The 23,898-nt window shown below is 57.6% G+C and carries 21 protein-coding genes; 11 read left to right on the top strand and 10 right to left on the bottom strand.

From position 1 onward, the window contains the following. Positions 1 to 77 precede the first annotated feature (77 nt). Positions 78 to 1,148 (top strand): tRNA 2-selenouridine(34) synthase MnmH, encoded by a 1,071-nt coding sequence (gene mnmH / locus C1N69_RS05265; RefSeq protein ID WP_047957917.1) that lies wholly within the window; start codon positions 78 to 80, stop codon positions 1,146 to 1,148. Positions 1,149 to 1,273: 125 nt separating this feature from the next. Here mnmH and C1N69_RS05260 read toward each other — a convergent pair whose 3' ends face one another. The 3 genes from C1N69_RS05260 to ybbA all read right to left on the bottom strand — a co-directional run bounded on the left by C1N69_RS05260 (position 1,274) and on the right by ybbA (position 5,700). Then, a complete protein-coding gene (locus C1N69_RS05260) occupies positions 1,274 to 2,419 on the bottom strand; it encodes a porin (protein ID WP_059386529.1) in 1,146 nt (381 codons plus the stop codon). A gap of 183 nt (positions 2,420 to 2,602) precedes the next feature. Beyond that, entirely contained in the window at positions 2,603 to 5,017 is a 2,415-nt protein-coding gene (gene ybbP, locus C1N69_RS05255) for a putative ABC transporter permease subunit YbbP (RefSeq protein WP_155030787.1), read from the bottom strand. Further along, positions 5,014 to 5,700 carry a putative ABC transporter ATP-binding protein YbbA gene (gene ybbA / locus C1N69_RS05250; RefSeq protein WP_095441212.1) on the bottom strand — a complete coding sequence of 229 codons (687 nt, stop codon included), beginning with the start codon at positions 5,698 to 5,700 and terminating at the stop codon, positions 5,014 to 5,016. The genes ybbP and ybbA overlap by 4 nt, the downstream gene beginning before the upstream one ends. Between ybbA and tesA the strand changes: the two genes are divergently transcribed. From tesA to C1N69_RS05235, 3 genes are read left to right on the top strand one after another with little or no spacing between them, the layout of a single operon-like run. Continuing rightward, positions 5,668 to 6,294 (top strand): multifunctional acyl-CoA thioesterase I/protease I/lysophospholipase L1, encoded by a 627-nt coding sequence (gene tesA, locus C1N69_RS05245; protein WP_155030786.1) that lies wholly within the window; start codon positions 5,668 to 5,670, stop codon positions 6,292 to 6,294. The genes ybbA and tesA overlap by 33 nt on opposite strands. Positions 6,295 to 6,322: 28 nt before the next feature. Then, a complete protein-coding gene (locus C1N69_RS05240; protein ID WP_025756132.1) occupies positions 6,323 to 7,093 on the top strand; it encodes an SDR family oxidoreductase in 771 nt (256 codons plus the stop codon). A gap of 58 nt (positions 7,094 to 7,151) precedes the next feature. Beyond that, positions 7,152 to 8,006 carry a co-chaperone YbbN gene (locus C1N69_RS05235; protein WP_047957912.1) on the top strand — a complete coding sequence of 285 codons (855 nt, stop codon included), beginning with the start codon at positions 7,152 to 7,154 and terminating at the stop codon, positions 8,004 to 8,006. Between the two features lie 49 nt (positions 8,007 to 8,055). On the opposite strand, the gene fetB is transcribed toward C1N69_RS05235, so the two are convergent. Then, positions 8,056 to 8,838 carry an iron efflux ABC transporter permease subunit FetB gene (gene fetB / locus C1N69_RS05230; protein WP_024906866.1) on the bottom strand — a complete coding sequence of 261 codons (783 nt, stop codon included), beginning with the start codon at positions 8,836 to 8,838 and terminating at the stop codon, positions 8,056 to 8,058. Beyond that, complete coding sequence (gene fetA / locus C1N69_RS05225; RefSeq protein WP_047957911.1) at positions 8,831 to 9,502, bottom strand: iron efflux ABC transporter ATP-binding subunit FetA; 672 nt, start codon at positions 9,500 to 9,502, stop codon at positions 8,831 to 8,833. The genes fetB and fetA overlap by 8 nt, the downstream gene beginning before the upstream one ends. 154 nt (positions 9,503 to 9,656) lie before the next feature. Between fetA and C1N69_RS05220 the strand changes: the two genes are divergently transcribed. Together C1N69_RS05220 and C1N69_RS05215 are read left to right on the top strand one after the other, a co-directional pair. Next, positions 9,657 to 10,571, top strand: a complete 915-nt coding sequence (locus tag C1N69_RS05220; RefSeq protein WP_008499312.1) for an SPFH domain-containing protein — start codon at positions 9,657 to 9,659, stop codon at positions 10,569 to 10,571. Beyond that, positions 10,568 to 11,020, top strand: coding sequence for an NfeD family protein (locus C1N69_RS05215; RefSeq protein ID WP_025756135.1), 453 nt, complete (start codon positions 10,568 to 10,570; stop codon positions 11,018 to 11,020). The genes C1N69_RS05220 and C1N69_RS05215 overlap by 4 nt, the downstream gene beginning before the upstream one ends. Here C1N69_RS05215 and cueR read toward each other — a convergent pair. Next, positions 11,017 to 11,427 carry a Cu(I)-responsive transcriptional regulator gene (gene cueR / locus C1N69_RS05210; protein ID WP_025756136.1) on the bottom strand — a complete coding sequence of 137 codons (411 nt, stop codon included), beginning with the start codon at positions 11,425 to 11,427 and terminating at the stop codon, positions 11,017 to 11,019. The two genes, C1N69_RS05215 and cueR, sit on opposite strands and share 4 nt — an antisense overlap. A gap of 108 nt (positions 11,428 to 11,535) precedes the next feature. Between cueR and copA the strand changes: the two genes are divergently transcribed. From copA to ybaK, 3 genes are all read left to right on the top strand, one after another. Next, on the top strand, positions 11,536 to 14,034 hold the full coding sequence (gene copA, locus C1N69_RS05205; RefSeq protein ID WP_155030785.1) for a copper-exporting P-type ATPase CopA: 2,499 nt from the start codon (positions 11,536 to 11,538) through the stop codon (positions 14,032 to 14,034). A 50-nt stretch (positions 14,035 to 14,084) separates the two neighbouring features. Beyond that, a complete protein-coding gene (locus C1N69_RS05200) occupies positions 14,085 to 14,879 on the top strand; it encodes a TraB/GumN family protein (protein WP_045286622.1) in 795 nt (264 codons plus the stop codon). A gap of 199 nt (positions 14,880 to 15,078) precedes the next feature. After that, positions 15,079 to 15,558, top strand: a complete 480-nt coding sequence (gene ybaK, locus C1N69_RS05195) for a Cys-tRNA(Pro)/Cys-tRNA(Cys) deacylase YbaK (protein ID WP_155030784.1) — start codon at positions 15,079 to 15,081, stop codon at positions 15,556 to 15,558. Between the two features lie 121 nt (positions 15,559 to 15,679). Here the strand turns inward: ybaK and ushA are convergent, their stop codons facing one another. After that, positions 15,680 to 17,332, bottom strand: coding sequence for a bifunctional UDP-sugar hydrolase/5'-nucleotidase UshA (gene ushA / locus C1N69_RS05190; protein ID WP_126800451.1), 1,653 nt, complete (start codon positions 17,330 to 17,332; stop codon positions 15,680 to 15,682). Positions 17,333 to 17,501: 169 nt separating this feature from the next. Between ushA and C1N69_RS05185 the strand changes: the two genes are divergently transcribed. Beyond that, positions 17,502 to 18,710 (top strand): MFS transporter, encoded by a 1,209-nt coding sequence (locus C1N69_RS05185; protein WP_155030783.1) that lies wholly within the window; start codon positions 17,502 to 17,504, stop codon positions 18,708 to 18,710. A 229-nt stretch (positions 18,711 to 18,939) separates the two neighbouring features. After that, positions 18,940 to 20,616, top strand: coding sequence for a YbaL family putative K(+) efflux transporter (gene ybaL / locus C1N69_RS05180; RefSeq protein ID WP_045286618.1), 1,677 nt, complete (start codon positions 18,940 to 18,942; stop codon positions 20,614 to 20,616). Between the two features lie 92 nt (positions 20,617 to 20,708). Here ybaL and C1N69_RS05175 read toward each other — a convergent pair whose 3' ends face one another. The 3 genes from C1N69_RS05175 to adk all read right to left on the bottom strand — a co-directional run bounded on the left by C1N69_RS05175 (position 20,709) and on the right by adk (position 23,807). After that, complete coding sequence (locus C1N69_RS05175) at positions 20,709 to 22,013, bottom strand: inosine/guanosine kinase (protein WP_025756143.1); 1,305 nt, start codon at positions 22,011 to 22,013, stop codon at positions 20,709 to 20,711. Between the two features lie 62 nt (positions 22,014 to 22,075). Continuing rightward, positions 22,076 to 23,038 carry a ferrochelatase gene (gene hemH, locus C1N69_RS05170; protein ID WP_025756144.1) on the bottom strand — a complete coding sequence of 321 codons (963 nt, stop codon included), beginning with the start codon at positions 23,036 to 23,038 and terminating at the stop codon, positions 22,076 to 22,078. A gap of 124 nt (positions 23,039 to 23,162) precedes the next feature. After that, positions 23,163 to 23,807: an adenylate kinase gene (adk, locus tag C1N69_RS05165; protein WP_006809841.1), complete on the bottom strand. Its 645-nt coding sequence runs from the start codon at positions 23,805 to 23,807 to the stop codon at positions 23,163 to 23,165. Between the last annotated feature and the right edge of the window lie 91 nt (positions 23,808 to 23,898).

Here is a 23,898-nt window from a genome sequence, read left to right as displayed (position 1 = left end):
CCGCCGGGGAGTTGACCTTCCCCTTCCCCGGCGTACAATTCCCGCCCATTGCTGCTCAGTTTTCTTCTGGAAAAACCATGAACGATGGAACGGACTATCGCGCGATCCTCGCGTCTGATACCCCTTTAATCGACGTTCGCGCGCCGATCGAATTTGCCCAGGGCGCGATGCCTGCCGCCCTTAACCTGCCATTGATGAACGACGACGAACGCGCCGCCGTAGGCACCTGCTATAAACGCCAGGGGCCCGAGGCCGCGCTGGCGCTCGGCCATAGCCTGGTGCATGGCGACACGCGTGAGGCCCGTATCAACGCCTGGCGCGACGCCAGCCTTGCCCATCCTGAGGGTTTTCTCTGCTGCGCGCGCGGTGGCCAGCGCTCACATATCTCGCAGGCCTGGCTGAAAGAGGCGGGTGTCGATTACCCGCTGATCCGCGGCGGCTATAAGGCCCTGCGTCAGACAGCGATTCAGGTGACCCTCGAGCAGTCACAAAAACCGATGGTGCTCATCGGCGGCTGTACCGGAAACGGTAAAACGCTGCTGGTGCAGCAGCACGCGCAGGGAATCGATCTGGAAGGACTGGCGCACCATCGCGGTTCATCCTTTGGCCGCACGCTGACGCCGCAACTTTCCCAGGCAAGCTTCGAAAATTACCTTGCGGTCGAGCTGCTGAAAAAAGACGCTGCGCGCTGGGTGCTGGAAGATGAAGGCAGGATGATTGGCTCTAACCATCTGCCGGAATGCCTGCGCGACCGCATGGCTGAAGCCCCTGTCGTCGTGGTAGAGGACCCGTTCGATATTCGGCTTGAGCGCCTGCGCGAAGAGTATTTCGATCATATGTGGGCGGACTTTTCAGCCGCATACGGCGAGGAGGCGGGCTGGAAAGAATACAGTGAATATCTGCACCACGGCCTGTTCGCCATTCGCCGCCGTCTGGGGCTGCAGCGGTATGCTGAGTTCACCGCGCTGTTAGATTCCGCGCTGCTGGAACAGCAACGTACTGGCAGCACTGACGCGCACTTCAGCTGGCTTGTGCCGCTGTTAAAGGACTATTACGACCCGATGTACGGCTATCAGCTGGAGAAAAAGGCGGAGAAGATTGTCTATCGCGGGACGTACGAAGAGATTGCTGAGTGGCTTGATCGCTGAAAAATAAAGCCGGGTGCCGAGGTAAAAGCAAAACGGCAACCAGGGTTGCCGTTTTTAATGTTTGTCCCCTCTCCCTGTGGGAGAGGGTCAGGGTGAGGGCATCAGACCGCACCCTACATAACGACTCAGAAGTCGTAACGCAGACGCACCAGGTTCATGTCGCCCAGGTTGTCGGTGCTGGAGGTGAACACGTGTTCGTAATCCACGCGGAAACCATAATCCAGCTGGAAGCTGATACCCACGCCGTTATCGATGCGCTGGTAGTTACGGCCGTTCACGTACTCAATACGGTCGCCCATGAAGTAAGGCTGGATGGATTTAACCGCATACTGACCGACTGGGAATTTGTACCCTGCGAAGTATTCAATACCCCACGCGTCACCGGCGAAGTAGTCATTCACAGACACTTTTTTGGTGGTCAGGAAGTTCTGATACCAGCCGCCGCCTGCGGAGAAGGTCCAGTTATCCGGCGTCCAGCTCAGCGCGGTACCGAGGATGTTCTGGTCATAGGTTTTGCTGTCGCCGTTGTCCGGGTTACGCATGTCCGCACGGGTGTAGTTCCACGCGGCGCCCCAGGTCAGATCGGTGGTCAGGTGGTAATCCAGACCCAGTGAACCGCCGCCTTTACGCTTGTAGCGCAGGCCATTGCCCGGCAGGTATTCGCTGTCTTCAAACAGGTAAGATGCATAGATGTCGGCATCACCCACGGTTTTCTTATATTTCAGCATCTGACGTGAACGATAAGAACCGTCGTAGTCGCCGTTGATCCCGTTACCTGGCGCCTGAGCGATCATGTCGTAGTCCCAGATATCGGTTTTCGCGCCAACCACATCATAGTAAACGCTGTTCTGTTGACCGAAGGTCAGCGTACCCCAGGTGTCGCTCTTCAGACCGGTGTAGAGCATACGACGCGTGGTGTCGTGCGCACCTTCGGCGTAGTGGTGATCCCAGTTAAACTGGGCGGGAATATTCACACCCAGCTCGTAGTAGCTGATCCAGCTGATGTCATCAAACAGGTAGTAATCAGCCGCGAAACGGAAACGGGTGCCGCCGTCAAAGCCGTTACGCTTGTAGCTGTTTTTACCGTCGTCGCCGGTCATGTTCTGGAACTGAGGACGGATACTGCCGCCAACGGTAAAGTTCAGGCGGCTCAGCGGGTTACCCGCCTGAGGATCCTGTTTAAGAACGGTGATTTCCGCCTGAGAAGCGAAGGAGGTCAATGCCACTGCCGCGCCGATCGTTACCGCCAGCGCTGATTTTTTTATAGTCATTATTTTTCCTTAATAGACACGCTGCTAAATATTTAGCTGGTGAATATTAACTGGAAATAATCGGGCTGTGTGGTCGGGTTTTTAATGTTTTGTGCTACTAAATGAGTGGGCATTATCATTTTGTGCTATTTAAACATTGCGTGCCGGCATTAAAATCCGACACGCAATTGTCACTGTGCTAAATCAACTGGCAAACTGACGGAACAGGGCTTTGCCCTTTAACAGCCGCGTGCCAAGCCAGCCGCCGCAGAGGGAAAGCAGCACCGCACCGCAGAGAGGCAGAATCAACCAGAGACGCCAGTCAGGCTCCCACGGGAAGTCAAAGACCTTAGTCTGCAACACCGCCAGGGCCGTCTCAGCGCCAATGGCCGCCACCAGACCGGCCACCAGCCCCAGCAGGGCGAACTCGCTCCAGAGCGTCATCCGCAGCAGCCGCTTACCGGCCCCCAGCGTTCGGTAAACCACCAGTTCCTGATGACGCTGGCGCATGCCAACCTGCACCTGGGCCAGCAGCAACAGCACGCCGCAAATCGTCACCAGCACCACCATCACCTCCAGCGCGCGGCTCACCTGCTCCAGCACCTGCCCCACCTGCTTCAGGATCGCCCCAATATCCAGCAGGCTGACCGTCGGAAACTCCCGGTTTAGCTGGGTGAGCATGCCGTTGCCCTTTTCCCAGCGGAAGCTGGTGAGCCAGCTCTGCGGCTGTCCGTCCAGCGCTCCCGGCGGGAAGATGAAGAAGAAGTTAGGCCGCAGGCTCTCCCAGTCCACTTTACGCAGGCTGGTCACCTTCGCGGTAAAATCCTGGGTATCGCCGGTAAAGGTGACGCTGTCTCCCGGCTTCACGTTCAGGCGCGTCGCCAGCCCCTCTTCCATCGACACCTCTCCCGCTTTTGGCGGCCAGGTGCCGGCCGTAATCAGGTTATGATCGGGCCGTTTTTCCTGCCACGTCAGGTTGAGCTCGCGGTTAAGCGACTCGTCCTTGTTCCCTTCCGTTGGCACGCCGTTGATCTGCGTGAGCCGCGCGCGAACGATGGGATAGAACGCCTCCGTGATGATATGGTGCTCAGACAGGAACGCCTTCAGCGGCGTGACCTGCTCAGGGGCGATATTGATCAGGAAATAGTTCGGGCTTTCCGGCGGGAGCTGCTGCTGCCAGCGGTCGAGCAGATCGCCACGCAGCACGAGCAGCAGGGCCAGCAGCATAAACGACAGCGAAAAGGCCGACAGCTGGCTCAGCGTTGACCACGGCTGATGCAGCAGACGGTTCACCGCCAGGCGCACGGGCAGGGATTTTACCGTCAGCCTTTTCAGGACGTTGAGCAGTATCCAGCCCAGCACGCCGCAGATCAATGCCAGAACCACCACCCCGGCCAGCACGGCCCACAGCAGCGTGCTGCCCCCCATCAGCCAGGCCAGCAGCCCCACCGCCACCGCCATAATCACCGGCAGGTAGAACTTCAGCGGCCAGACGTTCGCCACCACATCGTTGCGGAGCACGCGCAGCGGCTGCGTCGCGAGCAGCAGGCGGTAGGGTCGTAGCCCCACCAGCACCGAGATCACCGTCATCGCGCCCATCGCCCATAGCCACGGCCAGAAACTGGCCGGCGGCAATGCGGCCGGGAGTACCGGTTTCAGCATTACCATCAGCAGTTTTTCAAACAGCAGCCCCATTATCCCGCCGGTTAGCGCGGAGAGGGCAAGCAGCATCAGCCACTGGCCGACAATCAGTTTGCGCAGTTGCTTGCGCCCAGCGCCGAGCGTTTTGAGGATCGCCACCAGGTCATAGCGGCTGCGGCAGTAGTGCCCCATCGCAACAGCGACCGCCGCCACCGCCAGCAGCAGGGTCAACAGTGCCGACAGCAGCAGGAACTGCTGGGAACGCTCCAGCGATTTACCGAGCGCCCCCTCGTCCTGCTCCAGCCCGTACCAGCGGTGCTCCGGTTTGAGCTGCGGCAGAAGCCATTTTTCATAGTCATTAAGCTCGGCAGGCGTGCCGCCAAACTTGTAGCGCCAGGTGACGCGGCTGCCCGGCTGGACCGCATGGGTTGCCGCGACATCGGCGGTGTTCATCAGCAGGCGTGGCGCAAGCTGGAAGGGGTTAAAGCCGGAGTCCGGCTCCTGCACCACTTCCCCGGCGATTTTCAGTGTGGCATCGCCGACGTCGATGCTGTCGCCGGTTTTCAGATTCAGGAGCGCCATCAGCCGTGGAGCCAGCAGCACCGTGCCGGGCGCAGGCTTCAGCCCTGGCGGGCTGGTCTGCAGTTCGCCGTACATCGGGTAGATATCATCGACGGCTTTAACGCTCGCCAGCTGCGGCGTGTCGCCCGCGAAGGTCATCGTCTGGAAGCTTATCTGTTCTCCCACCGTCAGTCCCCGCCTGCGCGCTTCGTCAATCCAGCCCGGCGGAACGGCGCGCGAACTTTGCAGCGCCCGGTCTCCCGCCATAAACTCCCGGCTCTGCTGGCTGAGCCCTTTTTCCATCCGGTCACTGACGCTGCCGAGCGCCAGCACGCAGGCCACCGCCAGGCTTAGCGCCAGCCAGACAATCAGCAGCGAGGGGGAACGCCACTCGCGCCAGAACCAGCGGGTAATCATGTCTCCTCCTGAAGCATACCGTTCACCAGCCGCAGGCGCCGGTCGCAGCGGGCGGCAAGCTGCGGATCGTGGGTGACGAGGATCAGCGTAGTGCCGTGTTCGCGGTTAAGTGAAAACAGCAGGTCGGCAATCCGGTCGCCGGTTTTACGGTCAAGATTACCGGTGGGCTCATCGGCAAACAGCACTTCAGGGCGGCCGTTAAACGCCCGCGCCAGCGCCACGCGCTGCTGCTCGCCACCGGAAAGCTGCGCGGGAAGATGGTCGAGACGTTTCCCCAGACCGAGCTGTTCCAGCAGCGCCTTCGCGTGAGCGCGGCTGTCACGGCTATTTTCCCCGCGCAGAAGCGCCGGGAGTTCGACGTTTTCCAGCGCGTTGAGGGTGGGGATGAGCATGAAGGACTGAAAGACAAAACCCACGTGACGCGCGCGTAACGCGGCGCGCGCCTCTTCATCAAGCTGATGCAGCGGCTGCCCGACAAGATGGACCTCACCGCTGCTGCCGTCGTCCAGACCGGCCAAAATCGCCAGCAGGGTGGACTTACCAGAGCCCGATTCGCCAATCAGCGCGATGGTTTCAGCGCGTTTGACAACGAGTTCAACTCCAGTAAGGATGGAAAGCTCGTGTTCCCCCTGACCGACGGACTTCTTAAGATGATGAACTTCAACACTGTTTTCCGCTGGCATTTGCCCTTCCTGTTTTTGATTCTGATGACCTTCCGCGCGGCGGCAGCGGACACGTTACTGGTTCTCGGTGACAGCCTGAGCGCAGGCTATCGTATGGCGGCCAGCGCGGCCTGGCCCGCCCTGCTCAATGACAAATGGCAGAGCAAAACGACGGTTATCAACGCCAGCATCAGCGGTGATACCTCGCAGCAGGGGTTGTCGCGCCTGCCTGCGCTACTCAAACAGCATCAGCCGCGCTGGGTGCTGGTTGAGCTTGGCGGCAATGATGGCTTACGCGGTTTCCAGCCTCAGCAAACGGAACAGACCCTGCGCACCATTTTGCAGGACATCCGGGCGGCAAACGCCCAGCCCCTGCTGATACAAATTCGCCTGCCCGCCAACTACGGTCGTCGGTATAATGAGGCCTTTAGCGCGATCTACCCTAAGCTTGCCAAAGAGTTTGATATTCCGCTGCTGCCATTTTTCATGGAAGAGGTCTATCTCAAACCCCAGTGGATGCAGGACGACGGGATCCACCCCAATCGCGATGCGCAGCCGTTTATTGCCGACTGGATGGCAACGCGGCTGGCTCCTTTAGTTAACCATGACTCCTGATTAAGCGGAGATCCTGACAGGTAAAGTTATGCAAAAATCGGTCTTAATAACAGGATGTTCCAGTGGAATCGGCCTTGAAAGCGCGCTCGAATTAAAGCGCCAGGGATACTGGGTGCTGGCGGCCTGCCGCAAACCCGACGATGTCGAACGCATGAACGGGCTGGGCTTTACCGGCGTGTTGCTGGATATGGACTCGCCGGAGAGCGTTGATCGCGCCGCGGATGAGGTGATCGCCCTGACCGGCAATCGCCTCTACGGGCTGTTTAATAATGCGGGTTATGGCGTGTACGGTCCGCTGGATACCCTCTCCCGCGAAACGCTGGAGAAACAGTTTTCGACCAACTTCTTCGGCGTACATCAGCTCACCATGCGCCTGCTCCCCGCGATGCTGCCGCATGGTGAAGGGCGCATCGTGATGACGTCATCCGTGATGGGGCTGATTTCAACCCCAGGTCGCGGCGCCTATGCCGCCAGCAAATATGCGCTGGAAGCCTGGTCCGACGCCCTGCGCATGGAGCTACGCCACAGCGGCATTAAGGTCAGCCTGATTGAACCAGGCCCGATCCGCACCCGCTTTACCGAAAACGTGAACCAGACGCAGGCGGATAAACCGGTCGAGAACCCCGGCATTGCCGCACGTTTTACGCTCGGACCCGAAGCGGTGGTGGCCAAAGTGCGCCATGCTTTTGAGAGTGACAATCCCAAAATGCGCTATCCGGTCACGCTGGTCACCCATGCCGTAGGCTGGTTAAAACGTCTGCTGCCGGGCCGGATGATGGACAAAATTTTACACGGTTGAGTTGAAGCGACGACGCGCATCCCCATGTAAAGAGTAAACCGATAAAAGAGAAGGCCGCATGTCCGTACAGAATATCGTCAATATCACTGAAGCAAACCTGCAACAGACCCTTGAACAGTCGATGACCAAACCGGTGCTGTTCTACTTCTGGTCTGAACGCAGCCAACACTGCCTGCAGCTGACGCCGGTGCTGGAAAGCCTTGCCGCCCAGTACAATGGTCAGTTCATTCTCGCCAAACTGGACTGTGACGCACAGCCGATGGTGGCGTCTCAGTTTGGTTTGCGCGCGATCCCCACCGTCTATCTGTTCCAGAATGGTCAGCCTGTGGATGGCTTCCAGGGACCGCAGCCGGAAGAGGCCATTCGTGCCCTGCTGGATAAAGTGCTGCCGCGCGAAGAGGAGCTGAAAGCGCAGGAAGGCATGGCGCTGATGCAGGAAGGCAAATATGACGAGGCGCTGCCGCTGCTCAAAGAGGCGTGGCAGCTGTCGAAACAGAACAGCCAGATTGGCCTGCTGCTGGCGGAAACGCAGATTGCCCTGCACCGTTCAGAAGACGCAGAAGCCGTCCTCAGGACCGTTCCGCTGCAGGATCAGGATACCCGCTATCAGGGGCTGGTGGCGCAAATTGAGCTGCTGAAGCAGGCCGCGGATACCCCGGAAATTCAGCAGCTGCAACAGCAGGTTGCCGATAACCCGGCCGATGCGGCGCTGGCAAGCCAGCTGGCACTGCAGCTGCATCAGGTGGGACGTAACGAAGAGGCGCTTGAGCTGCTGTTTGGTCATCTGCAAAAAGACCTTGCTGCCGCAGACGGCCAGGCGCGCAAGATGTTCCAGGAGATCCTGGCCGCGCTGGGCACCGGTGATGCGCTGGCGTCGAAATATCGCCGTCAGCTGTACGCCCTGCTCTACTGACAAAAAAGCCCGGTGGCGGCTTCGCCTTACCGGGCCTACAAAAGCGACATCACCCTGTCTTTTTCAACTGCGTCACCACCAGCTGGTGGCGCGCGTTGTAGAACTTCCGGTAGGTCAGGTAACAGGCAATGATGGTGGACAGGCTGGCCGTGGAGAGCAGCATAAACGTCACCATGATCTGATACTTAATCGCTTTTACCGGATCGATACCGGCGAAAATCAGCCCCGACATCATTCCCGGCAGGCTGACCAGCCCCACCGTTTTGGCGGAATCCACGGTCGGGATCAGCGATGAACGAATGCTCTCACGAATCAGCCGCGCCGAGGCCACTTTTGGCGTTGCCCCCAGGCTTAATTTCTCCTGCAACTGCTGCTGTTCGCTGCTGAAACGCTGGCCGAGGTTGTTGTAACACAGCCCTACGGCCACCATGGCGTTCCCCGCAATCATCCCGGAGATAGGGATAACCTGCATCGGCGTAAACTCAATCGAGCCGGAGAGCACCAGCACCGCCAGCGTGAGCGCCGTGCCGGTGGTAATCGCGATAAACGACGAGATAAACGCTTTATCAATGTATTTACTGCGTTTTTTCGCATTCCACGCCGCGTTAAAGCAGATAAAGAGCACCATCAGCAGCGTAAGCACCGCGTGGTTAACGTTGAAAATGTATTTCAGCACATAGCCGACGATGATGAGTTGAATCACCGCGCGGCAGATACTCCACACAATGTCTTTTTCCAGGCCCAGCTTTTCCCGGTAGCTAACCACAATCGCAATCAGCACCAGCACCATGGAAAACGCCAGGGATTCGTTCGTAATATTATGCTCACCCACGGTTTGCCTCCTGCATTTTCCCGCCGTGCGGCTGCAGCCTAATCACGTCATCCGCATGGCTAATTTCGTTAGCGTCGTGCGTGACCCACAGCACGGCAATATTCTGCTCGCGAACGTAACGATGAATAATCTCGTTGACGTTGCGTTTGTTGGTGTCATCGAGCGCGCTGGTGATCTCGTCCAGCAACAACACCTTCGGTAAAAACTGCAGATTGCGGATCAGCGAGACGCGCTGTTTTTCTCCGCCCGACAGCGCATTGATGGATTGGGTCAGTGTCTCCTGCGCCAGGCCAAAGCGGGCCAGATCGTTAATAAAGCGTTCCGGCTCCGGCGTTTTATGACGAATTTGCCACGGAAAAATCAGGTTGTCATAGACCGTATCGCCAAACAGCGCCGGGGTCTGTACACAATAAGAGACCTGCTGGCGATAGCTTTCCGGAGAGAGCGACGCAACGTCCTGGCCTTCAAAGAGAAGTGTCCCCTCTGTGGGACTGAGCAGCGAGGCCACAATCTTCAGCAAGGTGCTTTTGCCACAGCCTGATGGCCCGGTGATTAATTTAAACTCGCCCGGCGACAGGCTAAATTCAACGTGCTGAAGGATAGTGTTATCCCCGACACGAAATCCAATATCCCTGAGTTGTAACAGGTTTTTTTTATCGTTCATTCCGCTTCCGTTAACCGCGTCTTGTAAGAACCGTCTGTAGCATAATCTTTTTCCAATCTATTTTCAGAGGCGAATTTCAACCGGATAGCCGATATACTTATGAGCAATAAACACACACGTTCTCTCATCACGGCATGCAAAACAGGAGGTTTTTATGCTTATTGTTGTTCCAGTCCTTATTTTCGTTGCGCTGGTTATTGTGGGCGCAGGCGTCAAAATTGTTCCTCAGGGTTATCAGTGGACCGTCGAGCGTTTCGGTCGTTATACCAACACGCTCCAGCCTGGATTAAGCCTGATTGTCCCGTTCATGGACCGGATTGGCCGTAAGATCAACATGATGGAACAGGTTCTGGATATTCCTTCCCAGGAAGTGATCTCGAAGGATAATGCCAACGTCACCATTGACGCCGTCTGCTTTATTCAGGTGATTGATGCGCCAAAAGCAGCGTATGAGGTGAGCAATCTGGAGCTGGCGATCGTCAACCTGACGATGACTAACATCCGTACCGTGCTCGGCTCGATGGAGCTGGATGAAATGCTCTCCCAGCGCGACAGCATCAATACCCGCCTGCTGCACATTGTTGATGAAGCGACGAACCCGTGGGGTATTAAAGTTACCCGCATCGAGATCCGCGATGTGCGACCGCCTGCGGAACTGATCGCCTCCATGAACGCGCAGATGAAGGCTGAGCGAACCAAACGTGCCTACATTCTGGAAGCGGAAGGGGTACGTCAGGCTGAGATCCTGAAGGCGGAAGGGGAAAAACAGTCGCAGATCCTGAAAGCGGAAGGCGATCGTCAGTCCGCGTTCTTACAGGCGGAAGCGCGTGAACGTTCCGCCGAAGCGGAAGCCCGCGCGACGCAAATGGTGTCCGAGGCGATTGCCGCCGGTGATATCCAGGCGGTGAACTACTTCGTCGCGCAGAAATATACCGATGCGCTGAAAGAGATCGGCTCCGCCAATAACAGCAAAGTGGTGATGATGCCGCTGGATGCCAGCAGCCTGATGGGCTCTATCGCCGGGATTGCTGAACTGATCAAAGACAGCGGGAACGAGCGTAAAAAATGATTGAGCTCATCGTCGCACATCCTCACGCTTTCTGGCTAAGCCTTGGGGGGTTATTGCTGGCCGCGGAGATGCTGGGCGGCAATGGCTACCTGCTGTGGAGCGGTGTCGCCGCGGTCATTACCGGGCTCCTCGTCTGGCTTCTGCCGCTTGACTGGGCGTGGCAGGGGGCATTATTTGCCGTGCTGACGCTGGTGGCCGCGTGGCTGTGGTGGCGCTGGCTTAACCGACAGGTTAACGAGCAGAAACCGGTGGACGCGCATCTCAACCAGCGCGGACAGCAGATTGTCGGCCAGCGTTTTACGCTTGATACCGCGCTGGTGAACGGACGTGGGCATATGCGCGTGGGCGACAGCTCGTGGCCGGTGGTCGCCGACGAAGACCTCAGCGCCGGCACGCGAGTTGAGGTCATTGCGGTGCAAGGCATTACCCTGCGGATTAAAGCCTGCTAAGCAGAGGTCTTACGATGGCAGCAGCCGGCAAGATTATCGATAATCGGGCAGTCGGCGCTGTCATCCCCCGGACAGGATTCCGCGAGCTGTAGCAGCTGTTCGCGCATCGCCTGTAGCTCGATGATATGGCGTTCAATCTCGGCCACTTTTTCCAGGGTGCGTTTTTTCACGTCTGCGCTGTGACGCTTCGGATCGTTAAACAGGTTAACCAGCTCACCGCACTCTTCCAGATTAAACCCGACCTGCCTTGCCTGGCGCAGTAACGTCAGCTCATCCAGATGCAGCTGCGTGTAGCTGCGGTAGCCGTTTTCGCTGCGCAGCGGCGGCGTCACCAGCCCCTTCTCTTCATAAAAGCGAATCGCTTTGCTGGTTAAACCGGTTTTTTTCGCCACATCGCTGATATTCACATTTCCCCCTTGACCTTCCCCTTGATGGAAGGTTTAACCTTCATAACAGTCAGTAAAAAGCACGATATCGGTCAACAACTGACCAGATCATTATACGGGAGTTTTACTATGTCTCACACTATCGACCTGACGCTGGATGGCCTCTCCTGCGGCCACTGCGTCAAACGCGTAAAAGAAAGCCTTGAACAGCGCCCCGATGTTGAAAGCGCTGAAGTCACTATCGATCATGCCGCCGTCACCGGCAGCGCCAGCGCGGATGCGCTGATCGATACCATCAGGCAGGCCGGCTATGGGGCGGAGCTGAGCCACCCAAAGGCTAAACCGCTGGCAGAGTCATCATCCCCGTCGGAAGCACTGACAGCGGCCACTCCTGAGCTTCCGGCAGCTGATGATATTGATGACAGCCAACAGCTGCTGATCAACGGCATGAGCTGCGCCAGCTGCGTCTCCCGGGTACAAAACGCCCTGCAGGCGGTACCGGGCGTCGCCCAGGCACGGGTCAACCTCGCGGAGCGCACTGCGCTGGTGATGGGCAGCGCCTCCGCAGCAGATTTAGTTCAGGCCGTTGAAAAAGCGGGCTACGGCGCAGAGGCCATCGAAGATGATGCCGAACGCCGCGAGCGCCAGCAGGAAACGGCAATTGCCACCATGAAGCGCTTCCGCTGGCAGGCGATTGTCGCCCTGCTGGTGGGTATTCCGGTGATGGTGTGGGGGATGCTCGGCGACAACATGATGGTCACCGACGACAACCGCACGCTGTGGCTGGTCATTGGTCTTATTACCCTGGTCGTGATGGTCTTCGCGGGCGGTCATTTCTATACCAGCGCCTGGAAGAGCCTGAAAAACCGCACCGCGACGATGGATACGCTGGTTGCGCTCGGCACGGGTGCGGCGTGGCTCTACTCCATGAGCGTGAACGTCTGGCCCCAGTGGTTCCCGATGGAAGCGCGGCATCTCTATTATGAAGCCAGCGCGATGATCATCGGTCTGATTAACTTAGGCCATATGCTGGAAGCCCGCGCCCGCCAGCGCTCCTCGAAAGCGCTGGAAAGGTTGCTCGATTTAACCCCGCCAACCGCGCGCGTGGTCACGGACGACGGGGAAAAGAGCGTCCCTCTGGCCGAGGTTCAGCCCGGCATGACGCTGCGTCTGACCACGGGCGATCGCGTTCCCGTTGACGGTAAAATCACGCAGGGCGAAGCCTGGCTGGATGAAGCGATGCTGACCGGCGAGCCCATCCCCCAGCAGAAATCAGACGGTGACGCCGTTCATGCCGGTACGGTGGTACAGGACGGCAGCGTGCTGTTCACCGCCAGCGCCGTCGGCAGCCACACCACGCTGTCGCGCATTATTCGCATGGTGCGCCAGGCGCAGAGCAGTAAGCCGGAGATTGGCCAGCATGCCGACAGGATCTCTGCTATTTTTGTGCCGGTGGTGGTCGGTATTGCCCTGCTGAGCGCGGCGATCTGGTATTTCTTCGGCCCGGCGCCGCAGATTGTTTATACCCTGGTGATTGCCACCACGGTGCTGATCATCGCCTGTCCTTGCGCCCTTGGCCTGGCGACGCCGATGTCGATTATCTCCGGCGTAGGCCGCGCCGCCGAGTTTGGTGTGCTGGTGCGGGATGCAGACGCGCTCCAGCGGGCCAGCACCCTGGACACGCTGGTGTTTGATAAAACCGGCACGCTGACCGAAGGCAAACCGCAGGTAGTGGCCGTCACGACCGCAGGCATTGCCGAAGCGGACGCGCTGCGGCTTGCCGCGGCACTGGAGCAAGGCTCCAGCCATCCGCTGGCGCGCGCCATCCTTGATAAAGCGAATGTATCTGCCCTGCCGCAGGTCAGCAACTTCCGTACCCTGCGCGGGCTCGGCGTCAGCGGTGAAGCCGAAGGCCACGCGCTGCTGCTGGGCAACCAGTCATTGCTTAATGACAACGGTATTGATACCTCCGCGCTGGAAAGCGAGCTGAAAGCGCAGGCGTCTCAGGGCGCCACGCCGGTTCTGCTTGCGGTCGATGGCCAGGCCGCCGCGCTGCTGGCCGTGCGCGATCCGCTTCGTCAGGATAGCGTGGACGCCTTGCAGCGACTGCATCGCGCGGGCTACCGTCTGGTCATGCTGACCGGAGATAACCCAACAACGGCAAACGCCATCGCCCGGGAGGCCGGTATTGACGAGGTGATTGCAGGCGTACTGCCGGATGGCAAAGCGGACGCCATTAAAAACCTGCAGCGTCAGGGCCGTCAGGTGGCGATGGTCGGCGACGGCATCAACGATGCCCCGGCGCTGGCCCAGGCGGACGTGGGAATTGCCATGGGGGGTGGGAGCGACGTGGCCATTGAAACCGCCGCCATTACGCTGATGCGCCATAGCCTGATGGGCGTTGCCGACGCGCTGGCCATTTCAAAAGCCACGTTGCGCAACATGAAGCAGAACCTGCTGGGGGCGTTTATCTATAACACCCTCGGTATCCCGATTGCGGCCGGCATTTTATGGCCGCTGACCGGCACGCTGCTAAACCCGGTGGTCGCAGGTGCGGCGATGGCGCTCTCCTCCATCACCGTGGTGAGCAACGCCAACCGGCTGCTGCGCTTTAAACCGAAGGATTGAACCTTGTTCTCGTACGCGCTAGCATGACCCTTTCCATTCATGGAGCGCGTATGGGTCTGTTTAATCGTATAAAAACATCGTTTCGCGCCCTCTTTCCTCGCCGTTACGCCTGGCCGGGTCTGGATATCTCTCTCCCCGGCGGGCAGCACCTGCACCTGGTAGGCAGCATTCATATGGGTACGCAGGATATGTCTCCCCTGCCGCCCGGCCTGATCAAGCTGCTGAAACATGCGGACGCGCTGGTTGTTGAGGCGGACATCTCCGGCCATGAGTCGCCGTTCGCTGGCCTGGAGAGCGATCTCACGCTCGCGGAACGTCTGGATGAAACCCAGCTTGCGGAGCTGACGCGCGTGGCGGATGAAACGGGCGTCTCGCTTTCCATGATTGACACCCTGCCGCTGTGGCAAATTGCGATGGTGCTGCAGGCCACGCAGGCGCAGCGTCTGGGTCTGCGCGGTGATTACGGCATTGATTACCAGCTGCTGAATGTGGCCAGGGCGCGCAGTCTGCCCATCATCGAACTGGAAGGGACCGACAGCCAGATTGCGCTCCTGCGACAGCTGCCCGATGACGGCCGTATGCTGCTGGATGATACGCTGACCCACTGGCACACCAACGCGCGGCTGCTGCAAACCATGATTGGCTGGTGGCTGGACGCGCCGCCTGCGGAGGGTAAGCTGGCTTTACCGTCGACCTTCAGCGAATCGTTATACGATGTGCTGATGAATGCGCGCAACCAGGCCTGGCGACAGACGCTGCATGCGCTACCTGCGGGGCATTATGTGGTGGCGGTCGGGGCGTTACATTTGTACGGAGAAGGGAATTTGCCGTCGCTGCTGAAATAAAAAAATGGCCAATATTTCTATTGGCCCGTCAAAGAGGAATTTCATCGTTTTTATTATGCCGAAGGAGACCTTCGGTTGAGCCGATTGTCGCTCAAAGTGACCATCACTGCCAATACTATTGCGCAAGATGGTGCTATTTTTTAGACAAACGTCAGGCGTATGCTGATGGCATGATTTGTCTGTCGTAAGAAGGATAGCTATGACTCCCGCCGTTAAATTACTCGAAAAAAACAACATTTCTTTCCGGATCCACACTTACGATCACGATCCGAATGAGACCAACTTTGGTGATGAAGTGGTGCGCAAGCTGGGTCTGAACGCGGACCAGGTGTATAAAACGCTGCTGGTTGCGGTGAATGGCGACATGAAGCACCTCGCCGTCGCAGTTACGCCGGTGGCGGGACAGCTGGATCTGAAGAAAGTCGCCAAAGCCCTGGGGGCGAAGAAGGTGGATATGGCCGATCCGATGGTTGCGCAACGCACCACGGGCTACCTGGTGGGTGGGATCAGCCCGCTCGGGCAGAAAAAACGTTTGCCGACGCTGATTGATGCCCTTTCACAGGAATTTGACACCATCTTTATATCCGGCGGCAAACGCGGGCTGGATATTGAGCTGGCCGCGGGCGATCTGGCGAAAATGCTGGACGCGAAGTTTGCGGATATTGCGCGCCGGGATTGAGAAATTTGCCGGGTGGCGGCTTCGAGGTAAAAGCAAAACGGTAACAGGCGTTACCGTTTTTTGTGTTGGCGCCCTCTCCCGATGGGAGAGGGTTGGGGTGAGGGCATCAGGCCGCACAGCACTATTGCCAGCTCACCTCACCTTTCGGCTCATACGCATTCACGTCTATCGGTGAATTCTGCTCGATGAACTGCTTCAGCACTTCCGCATCAATAAAGCCGGTATTCACGTAGCCCGGTTTATTATCAATATGCGGATAACCGTCGCCGCCAGTGGCGTTAAAACTCAGAGTCGCCAGACGGTAGGTTTTGCCAGGATCGACCGGTTCACCTTTAATCTTAAGATCGTTAAGCTTGCCGTCTTTCGCCACAAAGCTGACGTTGGCAAACTGCGGATAGGCCCCGGAATCCGGCTTCATCTGCGCCACGGCGGTCAGATAGTCAATGACCTCTTTCCCGCTCATATCGGCATAGACCACCACGTTACCGAACGGCTGCACCTTCAGGACGTCTTTATAGGTGATGTTGCCACCTTCGATAGAGTCACGAATGCCGCCGCCGCTCATCACGCCGAAGTCAGCGCCGGTACGTGCCATTTGCGCCGCCAGCACCAGGTGACCCATGTTGGTCTGCACGAAGCGAACTTTACTGCGGTCCCCTTCCAGACGCCCGTTCAGCGTGCCGATTTTCACATCCAGCTGCGCCTTACCTTTGTTCTGGAACGGCGTCAGCAGGGAGAGCATTTGCTGGTTTTCGGCGATCTCTGGCGTGTATAGTACGCGCTCACTTTTCCCGTCCGGGTAGGTGACCTTTTTCTTCAGGTTCACCGGAATGAGCTGATAATGCACCAGCTTCATCTCACCGTTACGGAACTCGAAGTCCGCCCGGCCCACGTATTTGCCCCACTCGTGCGCCTGCACAATCCAGATACCGTTCTGACGGTCTGGCGCGCACGGCGTACCCGGCACGTAATCCACCTGCTTTTTGTTCTCCGAGGCCATACACACCGGATCTTGTGAGTGACCACCCACAATCATCGCCAGCGAGCCCGCAGGCAGGCTGCGCGCCATCTCCACGTCACCCGGTGCGTTCGAGCCGTGCTCACCGTTGTCGTAGTGCCCCATGTGGGTGGTGGCGATAATCACGTCCGGCTTTTCGTTTTGCTGCAGCTCCTGAATCACCAGCTTCGCTTCGTCCGCCGGTTTGCGGAATTCGATATCGGTAAAGAACTCGGGGTTGCCAATTTTCGCCGTATCGTCGGTGGTTAAGCCAATGACCGCGATCTTCAGATCCTGACGCTTAAACAGCGCCCAGGGCTTGAACAGGCGTTCACCGGTACTTTTCTGGTAAATATTGGCGGAAAGGAAGGGGAATTTGGCCCATTTTTCCTGCTGACGCAGCACGCTCAGCGGGTTATCAAACTCGTGATTACCGACGGCCATCGCATCGTAGCCAATCAGATTCATACCGCGGAAATCGGGCTCGGCATCCTGTAAATCAGATTCCGGTACGCCGGTATTGATATCGCCTCCTGACAGTAACAGCACGCTGCCGCCCTGGGCTGCCACCTCTTTACGAATGCCGTCCACCAGCGTTTTTTGCGCCGACAGACCATATTCGCCGTATTCACTGCGCCAGAAATGACCGTGGTGATCGTTGGTATGCAGAATGGTGATTTTATAGGTTTTGTCTTTTTCATACGCCTGCGCGGGCAGGCTTACCATACCCCAGGCGGCAATCAGCGCCAGCGCGACGCCCCGCTTCATTAACTTCATCTTCTCTCTCCCTGACCAATAGACAAAGGCAGAAATTACAGTGACTAATAAGAATAGACAAATAAGTTTTCAGAATTGCGACTTTCTTCAAAGGTCCCGGGCGGGTATGTTAGTCGGATAATAATTACACCCTGCATCGCTAATAACTCAAGACGTGGTAATTCTCTCTATGGCAATCAGTGAATCAACCCAGCCCGTTCCGGGCGCGCCGGCGTCGCGCACCTCCTTTAAAGTATTAGGCGCAATCAGTCTCTCGCATCTGCTCAACGACATGATCCAGTCGTTAATTCTGGCTATTTATCCGCTGCTGCAGTCCGAGTTCTCCCTCACCTTCGTGCAGATCGGGATGATCACCCTGACCTTCCAGCTGGCTTCCTCACTGCTGCAGCCGGTGGTGGGCTACTGGACGGATAAATACCCGATGCCGTGGTCGCTGCCGATCGGCATGTGCTTTACCCTAAGCGGGCTGGTGCTGCTGGCCATGGCCGGAAGCTTTGAAGCCGTGCTGATTGCCGCCGCGCTGGTAGGTACCGGCTCGTCCGTTTTCCATCCAGAGTCCTCGCGCGTGGCGCGTATGGCTTCCGGGGGACGTCACGGTCTGGCGCAGTCTCTCTTCCAGGTGGGCGGCAACTTTGGTAGCTCCCTCGGCCCACTGCTGGCTGCGGTGATTATTGCCCCTTACGGTAAAGGCAACGTGGCCTGGTTCGTCCTGGCCGCACTGCTGGCGATTATTGTGCTGGCGCAGATCAGCCGCTGGTATGCTGCTCAGCATCAGGTGAATAAAGGAAAACCTAAAGCGAAGGTTATCAATCCCCTTCCTCGCAATAAGGTTATCCTGGCGGTGGCCGTCCTGCTGGTGCTGATTTTCTCAAAATACTTCTATATGGCGAGTATCAGCAGCTATTACACCTTTTATCTGATGCAAAAATTCGGATTATCGGTACAAAACGCGCAGCTCCATCTGTTTGCCTTCCTGTTCGCCGTCGCCGCCGGCACGGTCATTGGCGGGCCTGTAGGGGATAAGGTTGGGCGTAAATATGTTATTTGGGGCTCTATCCTCGGCGTAGCGCCTTTTACCCTCATTTTGCCGTACGCCAGCCTTGAATGGACGGGGATTTTAACCGTGATCATTGGTTTTATCCTCGCCTCCGCGTTTTCCGCCATTCTGGTCTATGCCCAGGAGCTGCTGCCAGGACGTATCGGTATGGTTTCCGGACTCTTTTTCGGTTTTGCCTTCGGTATGGGAGGCCTTGGCGCGGCGGTATTGGGGATGGTTGCGGATCACACCAGCATCTTCCTGGTTTATAAAATCTGCGCTTTCCTGCCACTTCTTGGGATGTTGACCATATTCCTGCCTGATAACCGCCACAAAGCGTAAATAAAGGGTAGCCAAAGTTTGTCTTTGGCTACCTGCCCCCCTGATGCCATAAGGGTTTCCTTTACTTCCCCTCACTGAATTTATCAAAATGCGCTTTTTTTGGTGCTTATTGCTGTTTTATTCAAACTTCAACAATTATTCATAAACATAAGGGTAAAAATTGTCATAAACTATTACTCGGTTTTTGGTTTTTCACCAAAAAGGATCACCCACAACGAAAGGAGACGGAATGCACCACGCCACACCGCTTATCACCACCATTGTTGGTGGACTTGTGCTCGCTTTTATCCTCGGCATGATTGCCAATAAACTGCGTATTTCTCCTCTTGTCGGCTATCTGTTAGCGGGCGTCCTGGCCGGGCCGTTTACGCCAGGGTTCGTGGCGGATACCAAACTGGCCCCTGAGCTGGCGGAATTGGGCGTGATTCTGCTGATGTTTGGCGTCGGTCTGCATTTCTCCCTGAAGGATTTGATGGCGGTAAAGTCGATTGCCATACCGGGAGCGATCGCCCAGATAGGGGTAGCGACGCTGCTGGGGATGGCACTTTCGGCTGTGCTGGGCTGGTCGTTGATGACCGGCATCGTATTTGGGCTGTGTCTCTCGACCGCCAGTACCGTGGTGCTGCTGCGTGCGCTTGAAGAGAGACAGCTGATAGACAGCCAGCGTGGGCAAATCGCGATAGGCTGGCTGATTGTTGAAGACCTGGTGATGGTCCTGACGCTGGTGCTGCTGCCTGCCGTAGCTGGCATGCTGGAAAAAGACAATATCGGCTTCGCGTCACTGGCGCTGGATATGAGTATCACCATCGGGAAAGTAGTGGCGTTTATCGCCATCATGATGCTGGTGGGCCGCCGTCTGGTCCCGTGGATCATGTCCCGCAGCGCGGCAACCGGCTCACGCGAGCTGTTTACCCTCTCCGTGCTGGCGCTGGCGCTGGGCATTGCTTTTGGTGCCGTTGAGCTGTTTGACGTCTCCTTTGCCCTGGGCGCCTTCTTCGCCGGGATGGTGCTGAACGAATCCGAGCTGAGCCATCGCGCGGCGCACGATACCCTGCCGCTGCGCGACGCCTTCGCCGTGCTGTTCTTCGTCTCCGTCGGGATGTTGTTTGACCCGCTTATTCTGATCCAGCAGCCGCTGGCCGTGCTGGGCACGCTGGCGATCATCATCTTTGGTAAGTCCCTCGCCGCCTTCTTCCTGGTGCGGATGTTTGGCCACTCGCCGCGTACGGCACTGACCATCGCCGCCAGCCTGGCGCAGATTGGCGAGTTCGCCTTTATTCTCGCCGGTCTGGGCATGGCCCTGAATCTGCTGCCACAGGCCGGGCAAAACCTGGTGCTGGCGGGTGCCATCCTGTCGATTATGCTGAACCCGGTGCTGTTTGCCCTGCTGGAAAAATACCTCGATAAAACCGAAACCCTGGAAGAGCAGACTCTTGAAGAGGCCATCGAAGAAGAGAAGCAGATCCCGGTGGATATTTGCAACCACGCCCTGCTGGTCGGCTTTGGCCGCGTGGGAAGCCTGCTTGGCGAGAAACTGATGGCGCAGGGTATTCCGCTGGTGGTGATTGAAACCTCGCGTACCCGCGTCGACGAGCTGCGCGAGCGCGGCATTCGGGCGGTGCTGGGCAATGCGGCGAACGAAGAGATTATGAACCTGGCGCATCTGGACTGCGCCCGCTGGCTGCTGCTGACCATACCCAACGGCTATGAAGCGGGTGAGATTGTCGCCTCGGCGCGCGAGAAGTGCCCCAATATCGAGATTATCGCCCGGGCGCATTATGACGACGAGGTGGAATATATCACCGAGCGCGGCGCGAATAAGGTGGTGATGGGCGAACGCGAGATTGCGAATACGATGCTGACGCTGCTGGAGAAACCGCCGGTTGAAGAAGGGGTGACGGGTTAAGTGTTGTGCGGCCTGATGCCCTCACCCTGACCCTCTCCCACAGGGAGAGGGAACAAACATCAAAAACGGCAACCTGGATTGCCGTTTTGCTTTTACCTGTCCCAGTACGCCTCTTCGAGGCTGTCTTCCCGTTCCGGCAGGCCGCGCGTTAAGCGCGGCGAGTGCTGGTTCAGCACCTGATAACTGACGCGGTTCGCGTATTTACACACCTGCGCCAGCGATGAATAGGTCAGCCAGTTGAATTTATGCTTGCTGGAATTGGGTACGTTGGTTTTGTGGTAAGCATTGGCGGTAATGTCATGCAGCAGTGCCGCCAGCGCGCCGTCGCCCGCGCCGTTGGTGTTCATGATCTTCTCCGGTCCGCCCATATAGGGCGCGATATGAGAGTAAATCCGCAGTGGGTTAATGCAATCTTTGTAACGCATGCCGCGGCTGAACTCATACTGGTTAAACTCGGCAATCGCCCCCGGCAGCAGCGGATGCTGGGTTTTGCGTTTACTCTCTTCTTCCGTGAAGCCCGCCATATACAACCCGACAGGACCGGCGGTGCAGAGCACCAGGTCAACCCAGTCCAGCGCTTTATCAGACGCCAGCAGCGGATCGCTTTCACCGGTCAGCGCTTCGGCCTCTTCTTCGTTCATCGCCAGAATCGAAACGTGCTCTTTCAGGAATGCCTGCCACCACTCCGGGTTATCGGCAATCACGAATTTGGTGCCCAGCGTTAACACCACCGGCACATCGTACTTTTTGGCGTACTCAATGGCTTTCATGGTGGCTTCCGGCATCGGCTCTCCCGGCTTGCAGCGCACCAGATAGGAGGTCAGTACCAGCGCCGACGCGCCCGCGATCACCTCTTCAGGAATGCTTTCCGCGCGCAGCTTATTCATGTGGCCCGGGCTGATGGCAAAGGTACGTTCACCGGATTCGCCGATCAGCGTAAAGCAGCGGCCAATCGGCCCGTCAACGCCCTGGAGATAGTTCAGATCGGTACGGCTGGAGGTGTTGCACAGATAACGGTAGGCGTAGCCACCGATTTCGATATTGCTGCACATGACGCCGAGCAGGACAGAGCGGTCGTCAGCCAGCACGGAGTAATTGTGCATAGTATTACCGATGGTGCCACCGGCAAACTGATGGGTAATCAGGTTTTCGCGCACCAGCTCCTGGTACAGCGCTTCGGCCACGTCATCTTCAATCACCAGCGAGTGACCGGCGCTCAGACCGTAACGGGCGACAAACTCATCATCCACTTTCGCTTCAATGTCCACCAGCGTCTGGTCGATACCGACGACCCAGGCCGCGCTGGTTTCATTTTCAGGCTGGATTTGCTGCAGGAGCGGATCGCGGGCATCGACGGGAAAGTAGTGTTTGGATTTGCGTTTACCGGGAAATTTCATGGTCTGAACTGTACGAAGAATATGGGCCGGGAATGGTAGCACAAACCCGGCCCGGAGTGCGATCAGCGGCTGTTCGTCACCAGCGAGACCATCATGTCGATATGTTCTGGCGAATCGTTAAGCGCCGGAATGTACTCGTACTTTTCACCGCCAGCCTCAAGGAAAAATTCCCGGTTTTGCACCGCGATCTCCTCCAGCGTTTCCAGGCAGTCAGCCGAGAAGCCCGGCGACATCACCTGAACATGCTTCACGCCCTTCTCACCGAGCATTTTGAGGGTTTCATCGGTGTATGGTGTCAACCACGGCTCACGGCCGAAGCGCGACTGGAAGGTCATCATCACCTTCTCCGGCGGCAGGCCAAGGGCGGAGACCAGCTCGCGGGTGGTATCGCGGCAGCGCTGCGGGTAATCATCCCCTTCGTTGGCGAAACGCTGCGGGATGCCGTGATAGGAGAGCAGCAGCAGATCCGGCTCGCCGTGTTTTTCAAACGACGCGCGCGCGCTGTTGGCAAGCGCCTTGATGTACAGCTCGTTATCCGCATAGTCGCGAATAAAGGTCACGCCCGGAATGCGGCGGCGGGTCGCCAGAATGCGGGCCAGCTCGTCCCAGACGGCGGCCACCGTCGAGCAGGAGTACTGCGGGTAGAGCGCCAGCACCACGATATGGTCCACGCCCTGCGCCAGCAGTGAATCCACCGCGCTTTCCAGGGACGGTTTGCCGTAGCTCATGCCGAGCGCGACGGGCATCTCCGGCAGGCGGGCGGCCAGCGCTTTTTCCTGGCGACGGCTGTAAACCATCAGCGGCGAGCCCTCTTCCATCCACACGGACTGATAGAGTTTGGCGACGCGCGGAGAACGGATCGGCAGAATGACGCCACGCAGCAGCGGCCACCACAGCAGTCGCGGAAAATCCACGACGCGCGTGTCGCTTAAAAATTGTCGCAGGTAGCGTTTTACCGCGTCTGATGTAGGTGCTTCTGGAGTACCCAGATTGGCAAGCAGGATGCCGGTTTTCGCCTGACTCATTCACGCCTCTTAACCATTTGAATGGTTGTCAATTGTAGCGGAAATGCGTTTAAACGAAACCCATTGCTGTAATAGGTAAGATGAGAATTTTTCTCACCCGGTGGCCCGGGTGAGAGAGATGCGATTAGCCGAGGATTTTTTCCAGCTCAGCACGCACGTCAGCCACGGCTTTGGTGCCGTCAACTTTCGCGTATTTGGTGTTACCCGCCTGCGCTTCTTTGGTGTAGTAGCCGATCAGCGGCGCAGTCATCTGATGGTATTCCACCAGGCGCTTACGCACGGTCTCTTCCTGATCGTCTTTACGGGTGGTCAGCTCTTCGCCGGTCACGTCGTCTTTGCCTTCAACCTTAGGTGGGTTGAATTTGATGTGGTAAACGCGGCCAGACGCAGCGTGTACGCGACGGCCAACGATACGGTCAACAATCAGCTCGTCCGGTACGTCGAACTCCAGAACGTAGTCCACGTTGATGCCCGCTTCTTTCATGGCGTCAGCCTGAGGAATGGTGCGTGGGAAACCGTCCAGCAGGAAACCGTTGCGGCAGTCTTCCTGAGCAATGCGCTCTTTGACCAGAGCGATAACCAGCTCGTCAGTCACCAGCTTGCCTGCGTCCATGATGTCTTTAGCTTGTTTACCCAGCTCGGAGCCAGATTTTACAGCGGCGCGCAGCATATCACCGGTGGAGATTTGCGGAATACCGTATTTCTCCATGATGAACTGAGCCTGAGTTCCTTTACCCGCGCCCGGAGCGCCAAGCAGAATAATACGCATTGCGAAAATCCCCTCAAAAGTCGATTCAATTTTTCAAAAGCGCTAAACAATACCACCAGAACGGATACGGCTCAAGGAAGGCGGGAGGGCT

Source organism: Enterobacter sichuanensis (assembly GCF_009036245.1).
GTDB classification, from domain to species: domain Bacteria; phylum Pseudomonadota; class Gammaproteobacteria; order Enterobacterales; family Enterobacteriaceae; genus Enterobacter; species Enterobacter sichuanensis.
This window is presented reverse-complemented; position numbering and strand designations above follow the sequence as displayed.